This window comes from Bacillus sp. FJAT-27225 (assembly GCF_001685025.1).
Lineage (GTDB): Bacteria > Bacillota > Bacilli > Bacillales > Cytobacillaceae > Bacillus_D.
The window spans coordinates 839,388-855,263 of sequence record NZ_MAYU01000021.1; the positions used below are offsets into that span (position 1 = coordinate 839,388).

The 15,876-nt window shown below is 40.9% G+C and carries 15 protein-coding genes and 1 riboswitch; of the genes, 4 read left to right on the plus strand and 11 right to left on the minus strand.

What is annotated here, in order from left to right; translation table 11 throughout:
- Positions 1-118: 118 nt before the first annotated feature.
- Positions 119-1,462 carry an RNA-guided endonuclease InsQ/TnpB family protein gene (locus A8F94_RS15840; protein WP_066202340.1) on the minus strand — a complete coding sequence of 448 codons (1,344 nt, stop codon included), beginning with the start codon at positions 1,460-1,462 and terminating at the stop codon, positions 119-121.
- A gap of 698 nt (positions 1,463-2,160) precedes the next feature.
- Here A8F94_RS15840 and A8F94_RS25440 point away from each other — a divergent pair.
- Complete coding sequence (locus tag A8F94_RS25440; RefSeq protein WP_139070102.1) at positions 2,161-2,469, plus strand: polysaccharide deacetylase family protein; 309 nt, start codon at positions 2,161-2,163, stop codon at positions 2,467-2,469.
- A gap of 192 nt (positions 2,470-2,661) precedes the next feature.
- Positions 2,662-2,853, plus strand: coding sequence for a hypothetical protein (locus A8F94_RS25445; protein ID WP_139070103.1), 192 nt, complete (start codon positions 2,662-2,664; stop codon positions 2,851-2,853).
- A gap of 91 nt (positions 2,854-2,944) precedes the next feature.
- Here the strand turns inward: A8F94_RS25445 and A8F94_RS15855 are convergent, their stop codons facing one another.
- The 4 genes from A8F94_RS15855 to A8F94_RS15865 all read right to left on the minus strand — a co-directional run bounded on the left by A8F94_RS15855 (position 2,945) and on the right by A8F94_RS15865 (position 7,196).
- A complete protein-coding gene (locus A8F94_RS15855) occupies positions 2,945-3,814 on the minus strand; it encodes a DUF1002 domain-containing protein (RefSeq protein WP_066202342.1) in 870 nt (289 codons plus the stop codon).
- A 176-nt stretch (positions 3,815-3,990) separates the two neighbouring features.
- The gene (locus A8F94_RS25825; RefSeq protein WP_302621317.1) at positions 3,991-4,170 is read right to left on the minus strand and encodes a sulfurtransferase TusA family protein; all 180 of its coding nucleotides are present in this window, start codon (positions 4,168-4,170) and stop codon (positions 3,991-3,993) included.
- A 69-nt stretch (positions 4,171-4,239) separates the two neighbouring features.
- Positions 4,240-5,466 carry a selenium metabolism membrane protein YedE/FdhT gene (gene yedE, locus A8F94_RS15860; protein WP_066202343.1) on the minus strand — a complete coding sequence of 409 codons (1,227 nt, stop codon included), beginning with the start codon at positions 5,464-5,466 and terminating at the stop codon, positions 4,240-4,242.
- Positions 5,467-5,921: 455 nt separating this feature from the next.
- A complete protein-coding gene (locus A8F94_RS15865) occupies positions 5,922-7,196 on the minus strand; it encodes an MDR family MFS transporter (protein WP_066202345.1) in 1,275 nt (424 codons plus the stop codon).
- Between the two features lie 695 nt (positions 7,197-7,891).
- Between A8F94_RS15865 and A8F94_RS15875 the strand changes: the two genes are divergently transcribed.
- Positions 7,892-8,200, plus strand: a complete 309-nt coding sequence (locus A8F94_RS15875) for a hypothetical protein (RefSeq protein ID WP_139070104.1) — start codon at positions 7,892-7,894, stop codon at positions 8,198-8,200.
- Between the two features lie 528 nt (positions 8,201-8,728).
- Here A8F94_RS15875 and A8F94_RS15880 read toward each other — a convergent pair.
- From A8F94_RS15880 to A8F94_RS15900, 5 genes are all read right to left on the minus strand, one after another.
- On the minus strand, positions 8,729-9,322 hold the full coding sequence (locus A8F94_RS15880; RefSeq protein ID WP_066202351.1) for a hypothetical protein: 594 nt from the start codon (positions 9,320-9,322) through the stop codon (positions 8,729-8,731).
- Positions 9,323-9,505: 183 nt separating this feature from the next.
- Entirely contained in the window at positions 9,506-9,703 is a 198-nt protein-coding gene (locus tag A8F94_RS26395) for a Fur-regulated basic protein FbpA (protein WP_066202353.1), read from the minus strand.
- 83 nt (positions 9,704-9,786) lie between these two features.
- A riboswitch (SAM riboswitch) is annotated at positions 9,787-9,885 on the minus strand.
- A 525-nt stretch (positions 9,886-10,410) separates the two neighbouring features.
- Complete coding sequence (locus A8F94_RS15890; protein WP_066202358.1) at positions 10,411-10,905, minus strand: DinB family protein; 495 nt, start codon at positions 10,903-10,905, stop codon at positions 10,411-10,413.
- Positions 10,906-10,991: 86 nt separating this feature from the next.
- Positions 10,992-12,818 (minus strand): S9 family peptidase, encoded by a 1,827-nt coding sequence (locus A8F94_RS15895; RefSeq protein ID WP_066202360.1) that lies wholly within the window; start codon positions 12,816-12,818, stop codon positions 10,992-10,994.
- A gap of 243 nt (positions 12,819-13,061) precedes the next feature.
- On the minus strand, positions 13,062-13,592 hold the full coding sequence (locus A8F94_RS15900) for a WGR domain-containing protein (RefSeq protein ID WP_066202362.1): 531 nt from the start codon (positions 13,590-13,592) through the stop codon (positions 13,062-13,064).
- A 437-nt stretch (positions 13,593-14,029) separates the two neighbouring features.
- On the opposite strand from A8F94_RS15900, the gene A8F94_RS15905 reads away from it, so the two are divergent.
- Entirely contained in the window at positions 14,030-14,359 is a 330-nt protein-coding gene (locus A8F94_RS15905; protein WP_066202364.1) for a hypothetical protein, read from the plus strand.
- A gap of 269 nt (positions 14,360-14,628) precedes the next feature.
- Here the strand turns inward: A8F94_RS15905 and A8F94_RS15910 are convergent, their stop codons facing one another.
- Positions 14,629-15,792 carry a pyridoxal phosphate-dependent aminotransferase gene (locus A8F94_RS15910; RefSeq protein WP_066202366.1) on the minus strand — a complete coding sequence of 388 codons (1,164 nt, stop codon included), beginning with the start codon at positions 15,790-15,792 and terminating at the stop codon, positions 14,629-14,631.
- Positions 15,793-15,876 lie beyond the last annotated feature (84 nt).

Genomic DNA, 15,876 nt, shown 5'->3' on the forward strand with positions numbered 1-15,876 from the left:
GGGGCTTCCAAAGGCTTTCGCCCTTTTCTTTTATTGCTAGGTCTTCCACAAGACTAACGCCTCATGTCACTAGCCTTGAATTCGTGGCGTCCCTGCCACTACTGAAAATGGATACAACCTATACGAGGACAGATAACTCAGCCATAAAACCTAAATCGGAAAGTATCTTGATTCCGTATTGTTTTAGATTACTAGCCGCATTATAGTCTCTATCCATTTTTGTGTGACAATGCTCGCACACATACACTCTCTCCGAGAGTTTCACTGTTTCCTTTTTTTTATTGCATTCACTACAAAGCTTAGTGGATGGGAAGAATTTATCTGCAAAGATAAGATGTTTTCCATTTTTCTTCGCTTTATACTCCAACATGGTACGAAACATGCCAAACCCGTTGTCATGCAATTTCTTGCCTAAGGACAAGCATTGAGCCAAATTACTCAAATCTAAGTCTTCCACCACAATAGCCGCATAATCATTGGTTATCTGATTGCTTCTTTTGTGGAGAAAATCTTTTCGTTGGTTTTTTGCCTTGGTCATGGTTTTTTGATAGTTCTTAACCGTGTTTTGATAATTAATTGAGTAAATGATGTTGCCCTCGGAATAGGCCAGAGCTCTATTCTTTTTTCTAGCTAGGGATTTGTTCAACCGTCTTTGGCGCTTTTCAATGATTTTATGGTACCTTGGATACCCGGCTTTACGGCCCTCGCTATCCACGTATAAATCAGTTTGGTTATAATCCAAAGCCAGCACTTCATCAGCCTTGATGTTACTCCGTAAAGGCTCTTGCTTAATTGGAAAATCTATAGACAACGATACCATATAGCGATTTCCTTCTCGTTTAATGGTCGCCTTCTTTATAATCCCTTCGAATGGCAGTTCTCGATGTAAGGCAATCGGAATTCCATTTCGAAACTTCGGGATACAAAGTAAGAATTGTTCGTTCTTTTGGACGATTTTAATATTTCCATTCGTTTGATTGGTGGTGTAGCTGAACTTTCCTTGCTTCTTACTGTGGAAATTAGGTAGACCTTTAATGTCTCGCAGGGTTGGAACATACCCAATCGTTCGCATTTTTTTCAAGACCGATTTTTTGTACTGCACCGGTTTTTTTGCGAATTCATCATTATATTTCTTCAATGCAGCCTGGAAACGCATTTTCGCATCATTATAAACAAACGAATCGTTAGATTTATCGAGAAATTCATATCGCTGAGTGATAGTGGTGTAGTTAGGTATTTTGTATTGAATGAATCGGCCTTGAAACTCGATTTTTTCCAAGTGTTCGTAGAGTCCAGCTACATACTCATTGTATACTTTTCGTTCGCATCCAAAAGAGCGTTCTAATTGTTTTCTATCTTCTTCAGCCGGGAAAATTGCGTAACGATAACCATACGTAACCCAACCTTCGGGCAGCTCTTTTTTTGTACCTTTGATATGCTTCCCACTCTTATCGGTAGCCATCTTTTCACCTCCTGGTACATGTTAATGTAAAATACTACATAAGAATATTTTACCAAATAGAACACACGTTTGTCTCCTGATACCCATATATATTTTTTATGAGATTTCATATCTAGGTCAAATCAGAAAACCCACGCCATTCATCCCCCACCTAAAATCTTTCGGATTTTTGAGGAAGGGGACTTCTGGCGAAAATTCGTTAAACTCTTCATTAAATCATTCCATTTGGATTCACTTAGTGCTTAACCTCCAAATTATACTATTTCCTCCTATTAACATAGTAGAAAGTTGAAGGAGACCGTTCGGATTATTTTAATAAAATTTGTGCCTAAAATAACGTTTCGCTTCTATAAAAAAGCGGATTCACAGCCGGTAGGTGGAATCCCCTCCTCTTCAATCTCCTACCGCATTCCAGTTGATATCAAAGCTTTGCCATTTTTCGATCAGCGCGGCAAACAAGTTGATGTCCTGGTCTTTAAGAGTGCTATTATTTGTTTTGCGGCTTCCCCAACAAGGGCCCTGCGTTCTTCGTCGTTCGCTCGGTTAATACCTGCATCACCAAAAAATTTATCTTTCCTCTTGTTTCTTATGCGTAAATGAGGCCAATTTGAGGAAACAGCATTAATAATCAAAAGTGGGGTTTTCTATATTAAAAAAACTTTTTGTTTTGTTAAGTGTCTTTATCGTTTTCTTCGCGAATGCAAAGCCTTTTCTCGCTGGAGAATACATTCCGCGGGAAAGACGAATGGTCAGGCCTGGTGGTTTGGGAAGCAGATACAAAGAAAAAGCTAATTGCGCTTACCTTCGATGACGGTCCTGATCCGCTCTATACAACCCAGATCCTTGATACATTGAAAAAATATAACGCAAAAGCAACGTTTTTTGTAATCGGGAAAGAAACGGAAAAGTACCCTGAAATCGTGAGACGGCAGGCGCTTGAAGGCCACGAAATCGCCAACCATACGTACCGGCACATGTTCAGGGATATGAAAAACCCAGAGTCCTAAAGGCGGGAGTTAAAGAAGAACGCGGAGGTTATAGATAGAATTACCGGGAAAACTCCGCAGCTTTTTCGCCCAATTGCAGGTTCTTATGATGACCAAATCATAAAGACATCCATTGAAAGCGGTTATTTTGTTATACTTTGGACCTGGCATCAGGATTCAAAGGACTGGAGCAGGCCAGGAACAGACGCTATAGTGAGGAATGTCCTTTTAGACTCGAAACCCGGAAATATTGTCATTTTCCATGACGCCGGCGGCAGTGACCGCTCACAGACGGTAAAAGCGATTGAACCTATTTTGATGGCACTTCACAAAAACGGCTATGAATTTGTGACGGTCTCTGAATTGTTGTCGAGAGCAAGATCATCAATGCCTGGAATAAAGTGAACCCCTAGATTGTTTTGTAAAAAATTTTAATCAAAAAAAGCCCATGAACCCGAATCAGGCCGATGGGCTTTTCAAATAATTTACTACACTCTTATTTAAACCACGAAGCAATTGCATCCACGATGGCTTTTAGAAAATCGCCAAGTTTTTGGAAGAAGTTCTTTCCCTCTTCACTTTCGGCAAATGCATCCCATTTTTCTTTTGCTTTCGTAAGCTGATCTCCTACTGCATTCCAGTTGATATCAAGGTTTTGCCACTTTTCGATCAGCGAGGCAAACAAGTTGATGTCCTGGTCTGTGAGAGTGATATTAATTTGTTTTGCGGCTTCCTCTACAAGGGCTTTGCGCTCTTCGTCGTTCTTCGGGTTCGTCTCGGCAAGCTTGTCTTTGATGAGAGTGACAAGTTCCCCGGCCTTTTCCTGGCCAACCTTTTCACCGAGTTCTGCAGTGGCGACCATTTCTTCGTTGGCCACCTGTTTCTGCTCTTCGGGGATTTTTTCGCCTGACGCTTTTTCATATGCCTTGATAAGCCCGGTCAACGCTCCTGTCCCGGAAACGGTGAAAGGTGCTGTCACATACACACTGGCATCTTTTACGCCGGCTGTGGTCAACGCGTTCATGTACATTTCGTCCGATACATAGTTGATGTTTTTCGATTCGACTTCAATACCGGAATTTTTGGCACCGATCGTAATTTTGGCACTGGAGATGGCTCTCGTTCCGATTTGTGCTTTTGGAAGGTAAGAACCCAGGTACTTATGTTCCTCTTCGTTTGTTACTTCTACAACCTGGGCGCTGTTCACATCCACTTTCATTTCGGCAAGCAAGTCCTCTTTTTGTTTTGGCGTCAGGTTTGCACCGAGGGTTACAAGTACATCCCCTTCTGCAGCATCGGCAAACGCCATGATTGGCATAGCTATTAAAAGACTCATCATCATAATTGCTGATAACATACGTTTCATTTTGTTCTCCCCTTCCCTATGAAACTACACATATAATACTTTGACATTATAACATTTGTTTCAACTGGCCAGCCAATTTAATCGGGTACCTGCTCTTAGTCCACTACTCAATGGTGTTTATTTATGAAAAAAACGCCAACCGTTTTGGTTTGGCGCCTTTTGAATTATCCAATCTTTTATTTTACTACCTTAATATAAAAGTAAATATCCTGCCCGTATTTCTCAGGGTCAGCCAGTAGCTGATAGCCATGTTTGACGGCTTCTTCAGGGACACTGCGGAACGATTGCGGACAGTCTGCAATAACTTGCAGGACTTCACCTATTTTCATGGTTTTTAGCGCATCCAGCGCATAAATGACGGGATACGGTCAAGGCTCGCCCCGAATGTCTAGTGTATAGTTAACGTCCTCAACTTGTGACATGGATTATGCCTCCTTCGTAACATGAGTAAGCCTCTCGGACTTCTGAAGCTTGATACCTGAGCCGTAACGGAACCTTTTTTCCCACCAAGAGGATATGAGGAACCAGGCAACGAGCATGGCAATGGTTCCGAATAGCGCACCCATTGGTCCCCACTCTTCGATTAGATTTACTTTCGGCCAACCTTCCACAAGGGCACTGTATATGCCAAGATGATCCCAGCCATATGCAAGTGCGGTAGCACCAATGATATTGCCTGCGAACACTGCCCAGTATAACAGCTGACCTTCCATTGCCCTGTACATCATGCCTGTCTCACAGCCGCCTGCAAGGACGATGCCGAAACCGAAGAGTATTCCGCCGATTGCTGTGCTCGGTGCCGCCACTTTAATCAGGGCAAGTGAGCCGCTTTGAATATAGAAGAAAGTCACGACAACACTTATGAGCATTCCTACGGCAATCGCTTTTGACATCATTGCGCGGCCGCTGATCCACATGTCGCGGAATGCGGATGTAAAGCAAATTTGCCCGCGTTCAATGAGGATTCCAAACAAAGCTCCTGCGATACAGGCTACTCCAAGCATGGTTTTACCTACTGCGAAGAAATAAAGGATGAGTGCAAGATATATCAAAGCAACAATCAGGCCGATGATAGGCTGAACCTTTTCGCTTTTGGCTTTAGGTTTCACCGGTTTCAGCGGGCCTTTCATTAACGTCGGTTTTCCGAGCCACCACTTTGTGTTAACAACTTTCACGCCAAAGAAAGTTCCGATAGCAGTTGTCACCATAAAAATCCAGGCATGAAACGAGAATTGTGGAACTCCAGTGAAAAAGGCAGCCAGATTGCAGCCAAGTGCAAGCCGTGCACCAAATCCAGCGATAATGCCTCCAATAAAGCCTTGAACGAGACGCCGCTTTTGTTTTGGCATTCGAATCTTGAAACTGTTGCTAAGCAAAATGGTAATCGCCGCACCAACCAGCATTCCAATAACAATCCAGCCGTCAGTCCTGGTTATCGGAGTACCTTCAAGGCCGACTAGCCCAAAGTATGCCCAATCACCCACATCGACTCCAAACCATTCAAGGATATGGCCCCCAAACCTGGTAAATTCCCCGGTAACCGCCCAAACCGTCCCGGTAATTCCAAAGTACAGGGCACTGACCAATCCTGCAATACTAATCGCAATGTAAGGATTCCAGTAATTCTTAAAGATTTTTTGATAAAGACTCATAAGTCGATCCTCCAACATAGGATTCTTTAAAGAAATAAAAAGCCAAATTTATAGGCTGTACAAATAATGCCACCCCTAACTGTACTCGTTGTTTTTCAAAGGAACAATTTAAATTATCAATACATAGGGTGTTTATTAATCGAAATAATCGATATATTTTTCTCTCTCCAACTACAGTAGCTACATTGTGGGCGTTACTCCCCTACTTCTGGATACTATCTTGGAGCGTTGGCGCTAGCCGGCCAGCCGGCTAGCTTTTTCAATAAAAAAGGTTGAAAGGTTTGGCTGTTACGTGCTTTAGAATTTCATTGAAGGACACTTGAGGCTTGGATGGAGTATTATTGGGAAAGCAAGGGGCAATGGTGTTTTTCTAAAATGAAGACGCAAGGCTAAATAAGTTTCAACCTTGCGTTTTTTCAGATTACTCTATGGTTTCAAGCTTTCGGAACAGAGTTCTATACCGTTGTTGCTTGCCCGCTTGTTTCGATGACTTGAGTCTTTTTCGTCCTTTGGTCCAGTGCAGGAAGGATCCAATACAAGATTGCCACTCCAGCCAGTCCAATCCCCGTTATAAAAATCGTCGTTCCGAAGCTTGACAGGAACGCACTCACGGTAACAGTAACCGAGCAGACGAGCATTGTCATATTATACGACATGCTCGACACAGCCATATAGGAACTTCTTGCATTTTCGGGCGGCAATTCGGCCATGTATTGCTGCTGGACGGGAACCCTCGCCACTTCTGCAATCGTTGCAATCACCATCGCAATTAACAAAATCCATACATTGTTTGAATACGATATGAAAGCATACCCGATGACAAACACAAAACAGCTGCCAAGCAAGACGGTTTGATCTTTGTAGCGCTGGACAAATTTTGCTGCGAATAAGGCCATTACAACTACGAGTATCGTATTTTCCGTCCTCAAAAAGCCAAGCATTTCAATCCCGCCAAATGACCAGCCGAACCATTCGGTAATAGGCATCTCTTTTGCCAGGCGGATAGAAATGTAGTTGGTCAACTGGAACTCCATCGAGAGGACCAAAATTCCTGCCAGTACATAAAGAATAAATAGCTTGTCAACAAGAACCTGCTTGTAGCCGGAAACCATTGTTCTTCCATGGGAAGTTAATGATTTTCCATGTTGATCCGCAGGAAAATAGGTTTCTTTAATAAAGAAGGTGATCAGTACCCAAGTCAATAATGCTGCGACAGACAAGGCCACCAACAGTTCAAAGAGGTATTCTTTGAAAAAGTACCCTCCCAAAAGTCCCCCAAGTGCAATGGATAAATTGTTGGCCCAGTACATGATTGTGAACATTTCCTTGCGTTCTTCAGGCTTGCTGACATCAATCAGCATCGCTTGCCCGGCAGGACCGGCCAGCCCCCAACAAATACTGTTAACGGTCATCATCAAGAACGTAATTTCCGGCGATGTGAACCATGGCGAATTGCTGACCATCATCAAACTAAACGCAATAAACCGCATAAATTCTGCAGCAACCATCACCTTTTTCCGGCCAAAGGCATCTGAAAAATACCCGCCAAAAAAGTTGATTACCAATCCAACCCCTACGTTGACAAGCAGGAGGATTCCGGCTGTCTTGGTCCCAAAATGCTGGGCCAGGTAGATCGCTGCGAATGGAAAAATCATTCCTCCAATCAATGAACTAAGGAACGATTCAGTGATCCTGATTTTGATATTGCGGTGAAACTTCCGAAATCCCACTATCTTTCCCCCTTACAAAAGAACCCTCTGCCCATCCCCATAGTGCAGAGCCGCTTTAACGGATGTCCTTTTTTCTCTTTCATTCTAGAATAATAGGTTCCAATTGTACCATTTATTTCCTACCTATCATAGTGGTTAGACGGAAGAATCTTTAAACTATTTCATTGGTCCTATCTTGTAACGGGCTGACTAATTATTTCTTTTTGACTTAAGGCCAGATAGCTTTTTAATGAAACTTATATTTTATTTGACCGTATTTAAAAAAGGAGGGAAGATTTATTATAGGGAAATATCTTTTTGATTAATGTGCTTCCTTTCTAACGATAGAAACGATACTTGAATGGCTTATTGACAAACTTTGAAGGAGATGAACATACTGAACAAAAAGGTATTTACAAGCATTTCAGTTATTTATGTAGTTCTTGTGATCGCTAGTTTTTTTATTTGGGCATTTTCCGTACAAGAACCTGATGGTACTTTAGATGTCATGAAATATATAGATATTTTGCTACTATACATAATTCTGGGGTTTTTTGGAGTGATTTTAGCCGGAATCTCTTTTGCCGCATTAAAGGAGGAAACAGCTAAGATTGGGAAAAGGACAATTATTTCAGGCTTATTTATAGGATTCACATTTCTTGTTTGGAGAACACTCATGAATTTTTATTAAACATAGCTATCTGAACTAATTATTTTTGGAGATGATTCATCTGAAAAAGAACTATTTATCTTTATTGACAAGTATTTATATACTTTTAGTTTTGGGTTCAATCGTGTTCTGGGGGTTTACTGCTCAAGATGCAAATGGTCTAATCTATCCTAGTGAACATAGAGGAACATTATGGTCATTTGCTGGACTTCTATTACTAGGGGTCATCTTAGCCGGTATTAGTTTTGCGGGAGTTAGGGATAAATCAAAAACAGTGAATAAAAAGACTGTTATCGCAGGTTTAACAATTGGTTTTGGTTTTCTATTGTGGAGAGTTTTAATGAGTTTAACTTAATGGATGTAAAAAGGAATTTCGTTAGCCTTATATTTTTTGCATAATGGCATTGGGACAAACATAAGAAGGAGAGGAAAACCCTGAACAAAAAGTTATTATCATATATTACAGGAATTTATACGGTTCTTATAATCCCTAGTTTTTTTATATGGGCTTTTTCTGTACAAGAACCTGATGGTACCTTAGATATTGGCAAATATAAGGACATTTTCACCATTTTTATTGTGCTGATATTTATTGGAGCAATTCTAGCAGGAATCACTTTTGCCGCTGACAATGAGAAATCGTCTAAAATTGGTAAAAAGACGGTTATATCTGGCCTATCCATCGTCTTTACATTTCTTATATGGAGAGTAATGATAAGTATTTTTTAAATCATAAGCATTGCTTGCCTTGTTGGACCGCCCAGCCCGAACAAATGCTGTTCATAAAAATACCCACCCCCTTCATCGCCGAAGAGAGTGGGTTTTACGCCAGTTATGCTATTGCTATAAGAAAATAGCCTTTATATATGTTTCACCATAGCATTTAAGGAAGCTCTGCGGCTGTATGATCAGGTGTTTTTCCTTCATCCTCTTTACTTCCAGTTATCTCTGTCTCCTTTTTATTCGTATTCCTTTTCTTTCTCTTCCTTTTAGGTTTCTCCGGTTCTTCAACTACCTTCGTCCCTAACAATCGGTCAGTTAAGGTTTCCCCTATACTCAGCAGCAAAATGAAATCTATTAATGTATAAACGAGATAAACGGCCCATGTATAGATCATGGTCATGAGTGGGGCTTCCCATATCACGAAAAGTGGAACTATTCCATACCGTATTACCCATTTTGCTATCAACCGATTTCTTGGTCCTTCCGTCTTCAATCCGCGTTTCCATTTGCCGGTACTCTGACCAAAACTCAGACTTGTGCCTATCATTGTAAGGACAGCAATCCCAATTAATACGATTCTTAATAGTAGCATCAATATAGCCTCAACTACATTTGCTGCTCCGTCCCCCCCTACTGCTTGCACAAACTGTAAAATAAATTCAATTGCCACATACCCGCAATATCCGAACATCAACATAATTAAAATTGAAACGACCGTATCACTTAAATATGATTGTATTCGTTTCTTTATCATTCTTGTCTCCCCCTCATGCCCCATCCCAGGTTTTTGCAAAGTAGATAGTAACACATAAAGGGAAATGTTTCTTTCTTTTTATAGCAAAAGTGGTTAGTAAATTCACACTAACCACTTAATAACCTCACTATTAATTATTGGTTATTTCATCAGCCCAGCCTTGTACCTCTCAGACATCTAGAGTCAAAAATTCTTCCACCTTATTGATCCATGTCCACCGTGGGGATGATCGCAATATTGCGATTTAAAGTACTCGTATTCTAATTCGCACAACGTTAATTCGTATAGTTGTTTTTCGTTTCTTTTATATTTGTCCAATCCTATCAGTTTTGTAATTAACAAATTTCTCTTGTCGTCCGCCGTACTTGTTAATTTCTCCATTTAAAAAATCCTCCTTTTCTTCAGTTTAAAATGGAATCCATTTAAGACGATAAGAAGAGGGGGGATTGATATAGTTATGCCTCAACTTATCTTCCAAGCACAGGGCTTGCAGGATTTAGCACAGTGTTTAAACTGCTGCTGAGGTTTCTTCGGGCCAGTCCCTCCACCTCTCTGGATAAGTAATAGTTTTTGATTTAGAGAATGTTTACACTTTCAGTTTAAACATATTATTCCGAGTGGTCAACTCTAATTTGATTCCGTTGATGCAGTGGTGGAATAATAAACGACTTTAAACCTTTTTTACCAGCCAACAACGCTACCCATATGGAACAAAACAATACAAGTGATAGTTGAATGACAACTCAGGGTACAGAGGTGCCAAGTTGTCATTCATAAAGGTGATGAATGACAACTAAGAGGTGCGGAGTTGCTAAGATGTCATTCATAAAGGCGATGAATGACAACTAAGGGGTGCGGAGGCGCTAAGATGTAATTCATAGAGGCGTGACCATGGGTTTCCACTGAGATTGATTGTTTCACATCCCAAAATTGTCCATAGTTTACGTAGCGTCAATGAATTGATTTAGGTGTTGCTAATAATACTGTTGTTTTCAAGTATAAAAAATGGGAACACCCGATTTGGACGTTCCCGTTCTTATTCCATTAAAGCTTCCTTTTAATGAATTAACAGTAAAGAGAATGAAGTTTTAAAAGCTGCGTTTTTCTGGCCAAGCTCCTTGCAATTTACTTAGCATTACAATTTGCCCAATATGATATGCATCGTGCATTGCTAAACTCTTTAGCTCAAGCACTAATGAATGATCTTCTCCCGGGACCTGTCTATACAAATCTTCATGTTCTGATTTTGCTAGTATTTTCCCAAGTTCACGATGAACATAAGAGTATTCTTGTTTTGTTTTCTCCCAATTTTCTAACGTCTCTGTTGGTATCCGAAAGGTGGAATCATTATTGTCTGCCTGTGGTTCATTCTCTGTCTCGCCAAGAAATCTCATCAGAAATCGCTTTTCATAGAAAAGCAAATGACATACCAGTTCCCAGATGGAATGCATTCCTCCCTCAACTGGCTTCCAAACTGCCAGTTCAAAGGTAACATCCTTTAGCACCTTTTCAAGCGGTGGAAACCAGTCTTCTTTATCTAAGCAGCTTGCCCATTGCTGTAACAAAAATGTCCTAACATCCATTTTCTATCCCTCCCATTTATCCCATTGGTCAAAATTCATATGCGGAGTGTTGTAGAAAACTATTAAGTTGACCCTTTAACAAAGTCTTATTTTAAATAGGTATTCAGAAACTCGAGTACTGCCCCGTATCCTTTAATCCGGTTTTCTTTTTTCATGAAGCCGTGTCCCTCATCCGGGAAAACGATATACTCTACAGGTACATTGTTCTTTTGGAGGGCTTGAACGATTTCGTCCGATTCCACTTGGAGGACACGCGGGTCATTGGCTCCCTGAAGGACAATGAGCGGCTTGTTGATCTTGTCGGCATGGAACAACGGTGAGATGCTCCGGATGTAGTCTGTTTGGGTATACGGATCCCCCATTTTTTTATAAAGGGCATCGCGGAAGCTTTCCCACCAGGCTGGAATGCTTTTTAGTGTACGTTCCCAGTTGGATACACCAAAAATGTCTACACCAACTTTAAACTCGTCTGGCCTGAATGCCAGGGCGGCGAGAACCATGAATCCGCCGTAGCTTCCTCCGATGATGCCGATTTTTTCGCCATCGATTTCTTCTTGTTCCTGCAAGAAGGTTTTTGCCTGGATGCAATCCTCCAGGTCGATTTCCCCATGTTTCAGGTCAGCCGCACTGAAAAATGTTTTTCCGTATCCCGAACTGCCGCGGTTATTGACGGCGAGCACAGCATAGCCATGATTGGCAAGATACTGGAATAGCGGGTTATAATCGGTTGTCGACTGCCCGCCAGGACCACCATGAACATAGACTAGTGCAGGGGCTTTCTCACCAGCTTTTACATTTGGTTTGTAATAAATTGAAGGAATCTCCAACCCGTCAAAGGAAGGATATCGGATCACCTTTGCACCCGCTAAATCAGCCTGGCTGATTTCGGGGTTAAGGGTCTCTGTCAGCTTTTTCATTGCACCTGTTTCGAGTGTATACGTATATAAATTGGTTGGAGAAGTCGGGCTGTTATACAAAAAGGAAATCAGTTTCTCATCGGCCGAAAACTTCAAATTAATGATTTGCCCGCCCTCGAGTTCGGGTAGCTCCAGGTACTGGCCGCTGTTTACATTCAGAACCTTTACAACTGTGCTGGCATCCTGATTCACGCCATAGGTGAGATAGGTTCCCTGTTCGGAAATGCGGGCGAACGTGATGTCCCACCTTTCCTTGACAACTTCCTCTGCAACTCCAGATTCAATATGATATTTTTTCAAATAAAGGAACTCATCATTTTCATCTGTTACATAATAGAGGCTTTCAGAATTCGCGCTAAATGATCGAGGAGAGTTCTGAACATCCCCATCATGTGGGGTGACATGGATGAAATTCTCTTTTTCGCGGTCATAAATGTATACATTCGCATCATTTGTATTTGTTATCTTCCCTAATGAAATATAGCGTTTGTCCGGAGAAACCGACCCGAACTCATACCCTTCATCATTTGTAAAAATGCAGGTTGATTCAAAGGTGGCACTATCCATTTCGTACACATCCATAAACGCCGGATTTCGTTTATTGGAGCCGTAAAAGAAGCTCTCTCCATCCTTGCTCCAATGGTAAAACTGTGCCCGCTCCTGCTCCCCTGGAGTCAGGTCCACCGTTCCCCCGTTTTTATTTTGCACATAGATATGTAAGATTTCATTCCCGCCTTTGTCGCTTAAAAATAAAAAGCGGTCATCTTCCGGAAAAAAGGACGCAACTAGAACTGCATCTTCTTCGGAATGGGAAAGCTGTGTCCGTGTTCCGTCTTCAGTCGAAACCGAATACGCATTATAGATGCCTGTCTTATCCCCTGAAAACAATATCTTTTTTCCATCATAGGAAATAAAATTCCCTGCAATCGATTCCGAACCATAAAACTGTTCAAGCGTATACCGTCTCGTTTCAGTTGCCTTGTCCTCTTTCGCCATAGCCACATTCCTCCCTTTCAGTAAACTATATAATTCTATAAAACAGGAAAGATACCCTTTTTATGCTTAAGAAATTTGGCTATAAGCTATGCAAATTTTTTAAAAAGGGAGTTGCCGTATAATTCTAACGGGTCCTCTTTTCGACGGGAAAGTATATTTATATCGCTTAAATCATCTGTTTTAGCAATATAAATAACACAGTAACTAGCAGAAAAAAGAGCATCGAGATATGTCAATGCTCTTTTACATTAGGTCAAAATCGGCTCCTTCTGGATACAAAGCGATATATTCCTCGTCTTCAGGGTTTAAATAAGCTATTTTTAGTCCTTCAAGCAGGTTGTTGTTCTTTAATTCTTCTATGATTGTTTGTGTTGCCCTCTCAATATTTACAACATAGTTTACTATATTAACTGTACCACTACCTATATCTCCGCCATCACAAGAACCGTTGCCTGTCCAACCTAAACATTCATTCATTAAATCCTCAACGTGATGTCGTTTTTCAAGAGTTGCTTCCATCTGGCCTTCTTCATAGCTGTATTGAACAACAAGCTCGAATAGTTCATCTTCATCCAGATAATCGTACCCCTCATCAGCTTTTTCTTCTGCTAATTCGTCCATCAACTTTTCTGCCTTTTGAAATAGTGATAATTTCTGTTCCTTAGTCTCGCCAGTATCTCCAACAGTACCGTAATGAATTACAAGCGTTTTTCCATCTTGCCAAACTTCCCAATACAAAACCTCATCATCAATCTGTTTAATCATCTTAATCAAGATTAGCACCCCACATTGACATAGACATAGCACTCTAATCAGCAAGGACAATAGCTTTTGTCCGACATTATTATATTTGCTAATTCTCTGTTACTTTTTATCGAATTTCAACTTAAACCTTGTTAGCAATAAAAAAGACAAAACAATACTCTGCTAATTTGTCTGTTTATCAACTTCATGCCTTTACTAGCTGCCCCATTCCCCTTGGAATCAATTCAAATAAAAAGAAGTGGCACTTGATAGTATCCTAATTTCCTTGCTTTTCCTTTATCTCCGCACAGATAGTTCTCACAAACTTACATTTTAACGCCTAGAATAGTAATGTTGAATGGTTCGATACTAGGTTAGTAACCAAACTGTAAACTGTTTGTTAAATAAAAGCATCCAAGTTGAAACCTTCATTGTATACACTAAATACTTGTAAGGAGTGACGGAAGATGAAAAGCATTACAGTAGATAAGTTAAAATTCAAGAAACAATTATCGGTGATTGAACAAATCACACTGAAAGATTTTCTGTATACCTGGGTTGGGGGCTTAAGCAAAGGATTGGAGAAGGAGAAGGAGAACGATATTTTTCACCTAGAATACACTGAAGATGCATTTGCCAAAATGGAAAAAACGACGAATGAGACCGATTTTTTGATTTCTGATGAATTTTATTTCAGGTACATAACGATCACCGAAGATAATAAAATTGTCATAGGTATTTTAGACAGGAATTCAGAATTAAAACATAAAATCATTTCGCTACAAGAAATTAAATAGTTCTAAACTATCCGCAAAGAAGCAGCGTTTTACATAACAGGTTCCGGTTCCGTTACATATCGCAAAAAGTGAATGTATAGCTAAATGCTGTCAAGTAAAATGCAGTTCAATTTACACCGTATTTACCGTGCTTTTTGTATGCGAAAAAATAGAACTTAAGCTACAATCACAGTCGAGGATAGCGTATTTGATATTAAAATCAATCAAAGCGGAACCTTACTATGTAAAGGCACGAAGAACTACTCTTCGTGCCTTTCGTTCATATTGTATTAAAACAGATCCAGCTTTTCAATTCTATGTACTGCCTCAATAAGCCGCTCCTCATCAACGAGCAGGCCAACGCGGACATATCCGTCGCCATGCTCACCAAAGCCGTTTCCTGCTGCGACTGCTACGTCGGCTTTTTCCAGTAGTAAATCAGCAAATTCTTCGCTGGTGAATCCTTCGGGCACTGGAAGCCAGGCAAAAAAGGAACCTTGGGGCGCTTCGACGTCCCACCCTATTTCCCGGCAAGCGGCGATGAATGTATCACGGCGACTTTCATAGCGGTCAACAAGCTCGTCGACGGATGTTTGATCTCCCGTCAATGCTTCCACTGCCGCTTTTTGGACAGCAGGAAAAAGGCTGCAATATAAATGATCCTGGATGAGATTGATTGCTTCAATGATTTCTGCATTTCCAACTGCAAATCCAACGCGCCAGCCTGCCATATTGTATGTTTTTGACAGGGTGTACATCTCAATGCCAACATCCTTCGCTCCCTCTACTTCAAGGAAACTAACCGGTTTTTTCCCATTGTAGCCAATTGCGCCGTAGGCAAAATCATGTACAACTGCGATCTGATTTTCCTTTGCAAACCGGACTGTTTCTTCAAAGAAGGCATGATCTGCAGTTGCACCAGTTGGGTTGTTTGGATAGTTCAAGTACATTAACTTTCCTTTTTCCTTTTGTTCCGCGGTGAACGCCTCATAATCTGGCAAAAAACCATTCTCCGCTTTTAAGGGGAACGTTTCATATTCGACATTGGCAAGGGCAACACCTGATAAATAATCCGGATAACCCGGATCTGGTAATAGCATCGTGTCTCCGTCATTTAATAAACACAGGGGCAATTCTACTAATCCCGCTTTCGTTCCAAATAAAATCGCCACTTCTGTTTCAGGGTCCAGTTTGACGCCGTATTGTTTTTTGTAAAACTCTACTGCAGCTTCCTTTAATTCCGGAATGCCGCGGAAAGGCGAATATTTATGGGTTTTCGGATCTTCTGCAGCCACCTGCAGTGCTTTTACGATATTGGCAGGCGTGGGCTGATCAGGATTTCCCTGCCCCAAGTTGATAACATCCCTTCCCTCAGCTACTGCTTTGTTGACTTTATTGACAAGGGAAGCAAAAAATTGCTGCGGTAACTTCTTCAATCTCTGTGAATATTGCATGGGTATCCTCATTTCTTACACTATTTTATAAACATAAATATTGCGAATTTACTAGAAATTCTATAACTTTAATATAAACTTGTC

Bases quoted from the DNA above. Each gene is read 5' to 3' on its own strand.
- A8F94_RS15905 (WP_066202364.1), top strand. From the start codon at position 14,030: ATGAAAAGCATTACAGTAGATAAGTTAAAATTCAAGAAACAATTATCG.
- A8F94_RS15910 (WP_066202366.1), bottom strand. From the start codon at position 15,792: ATGCAATATTCACAGAGATTGAAGAAGTTACCGCAGCAATTTTTTGCT.
- A8F94_RS25440 (WP_139070102.1), top strand. From the start codon at position 2,161: ATGCAAAGCCTTTTCTCGCTGGAGAATACATTCCGCGGGAAAGACGAA.
- A8F94_RS15840 (WP_066202340.1), bottom strand. From the start codon at position 1,462: ATGGCTACCGATAAGAGTGGGAAGCATATCAAAGGTACAAAAAAAGAG.
- yedE (WP_066202343.1), bottom strand. From the start codon at position 5,466: ATGAGTCTTTATCAAAAAATCTTTAAGAATTACTGGAATCCTTACATT.
- A8F94_RS15895 (WP_066202360.1), bottom strand. From the start codon at position 12,818: ATGGCGAAAGAGGACAAGGCAACTGAAACGAGACGGTATACGCTTGAA.
- A8F94_RS26395 (WP_066202353.1), bottom strand. From the start codon at position 9,703: ATGGAGAAATTAACAAGTACGGCGGACGACAAGAGAAATTTGTTAATT.
- A8F94_RS15890 (WP_066202358.1), bottom strand. From the start codon at position 10,905: ATGGATGTTAGGACATTTTTGTTACAGCAATGGGCAAGCTGCTTAGAT.
- A8F94_RS15880 (WP_066202351.1), bottom strand. From the start codon at position 9,322: ATGATAAAGAAACGAATACAATCATATTTAAGTGATACGGTCGTTTCA.
- A8F94_RS15855 (WP_066202342.1), bottom strand. From the start codon at position 3,814: ATGAAACGTATGTTATCAGCAATTATGATGATGAGTCTTTTAATAGCT.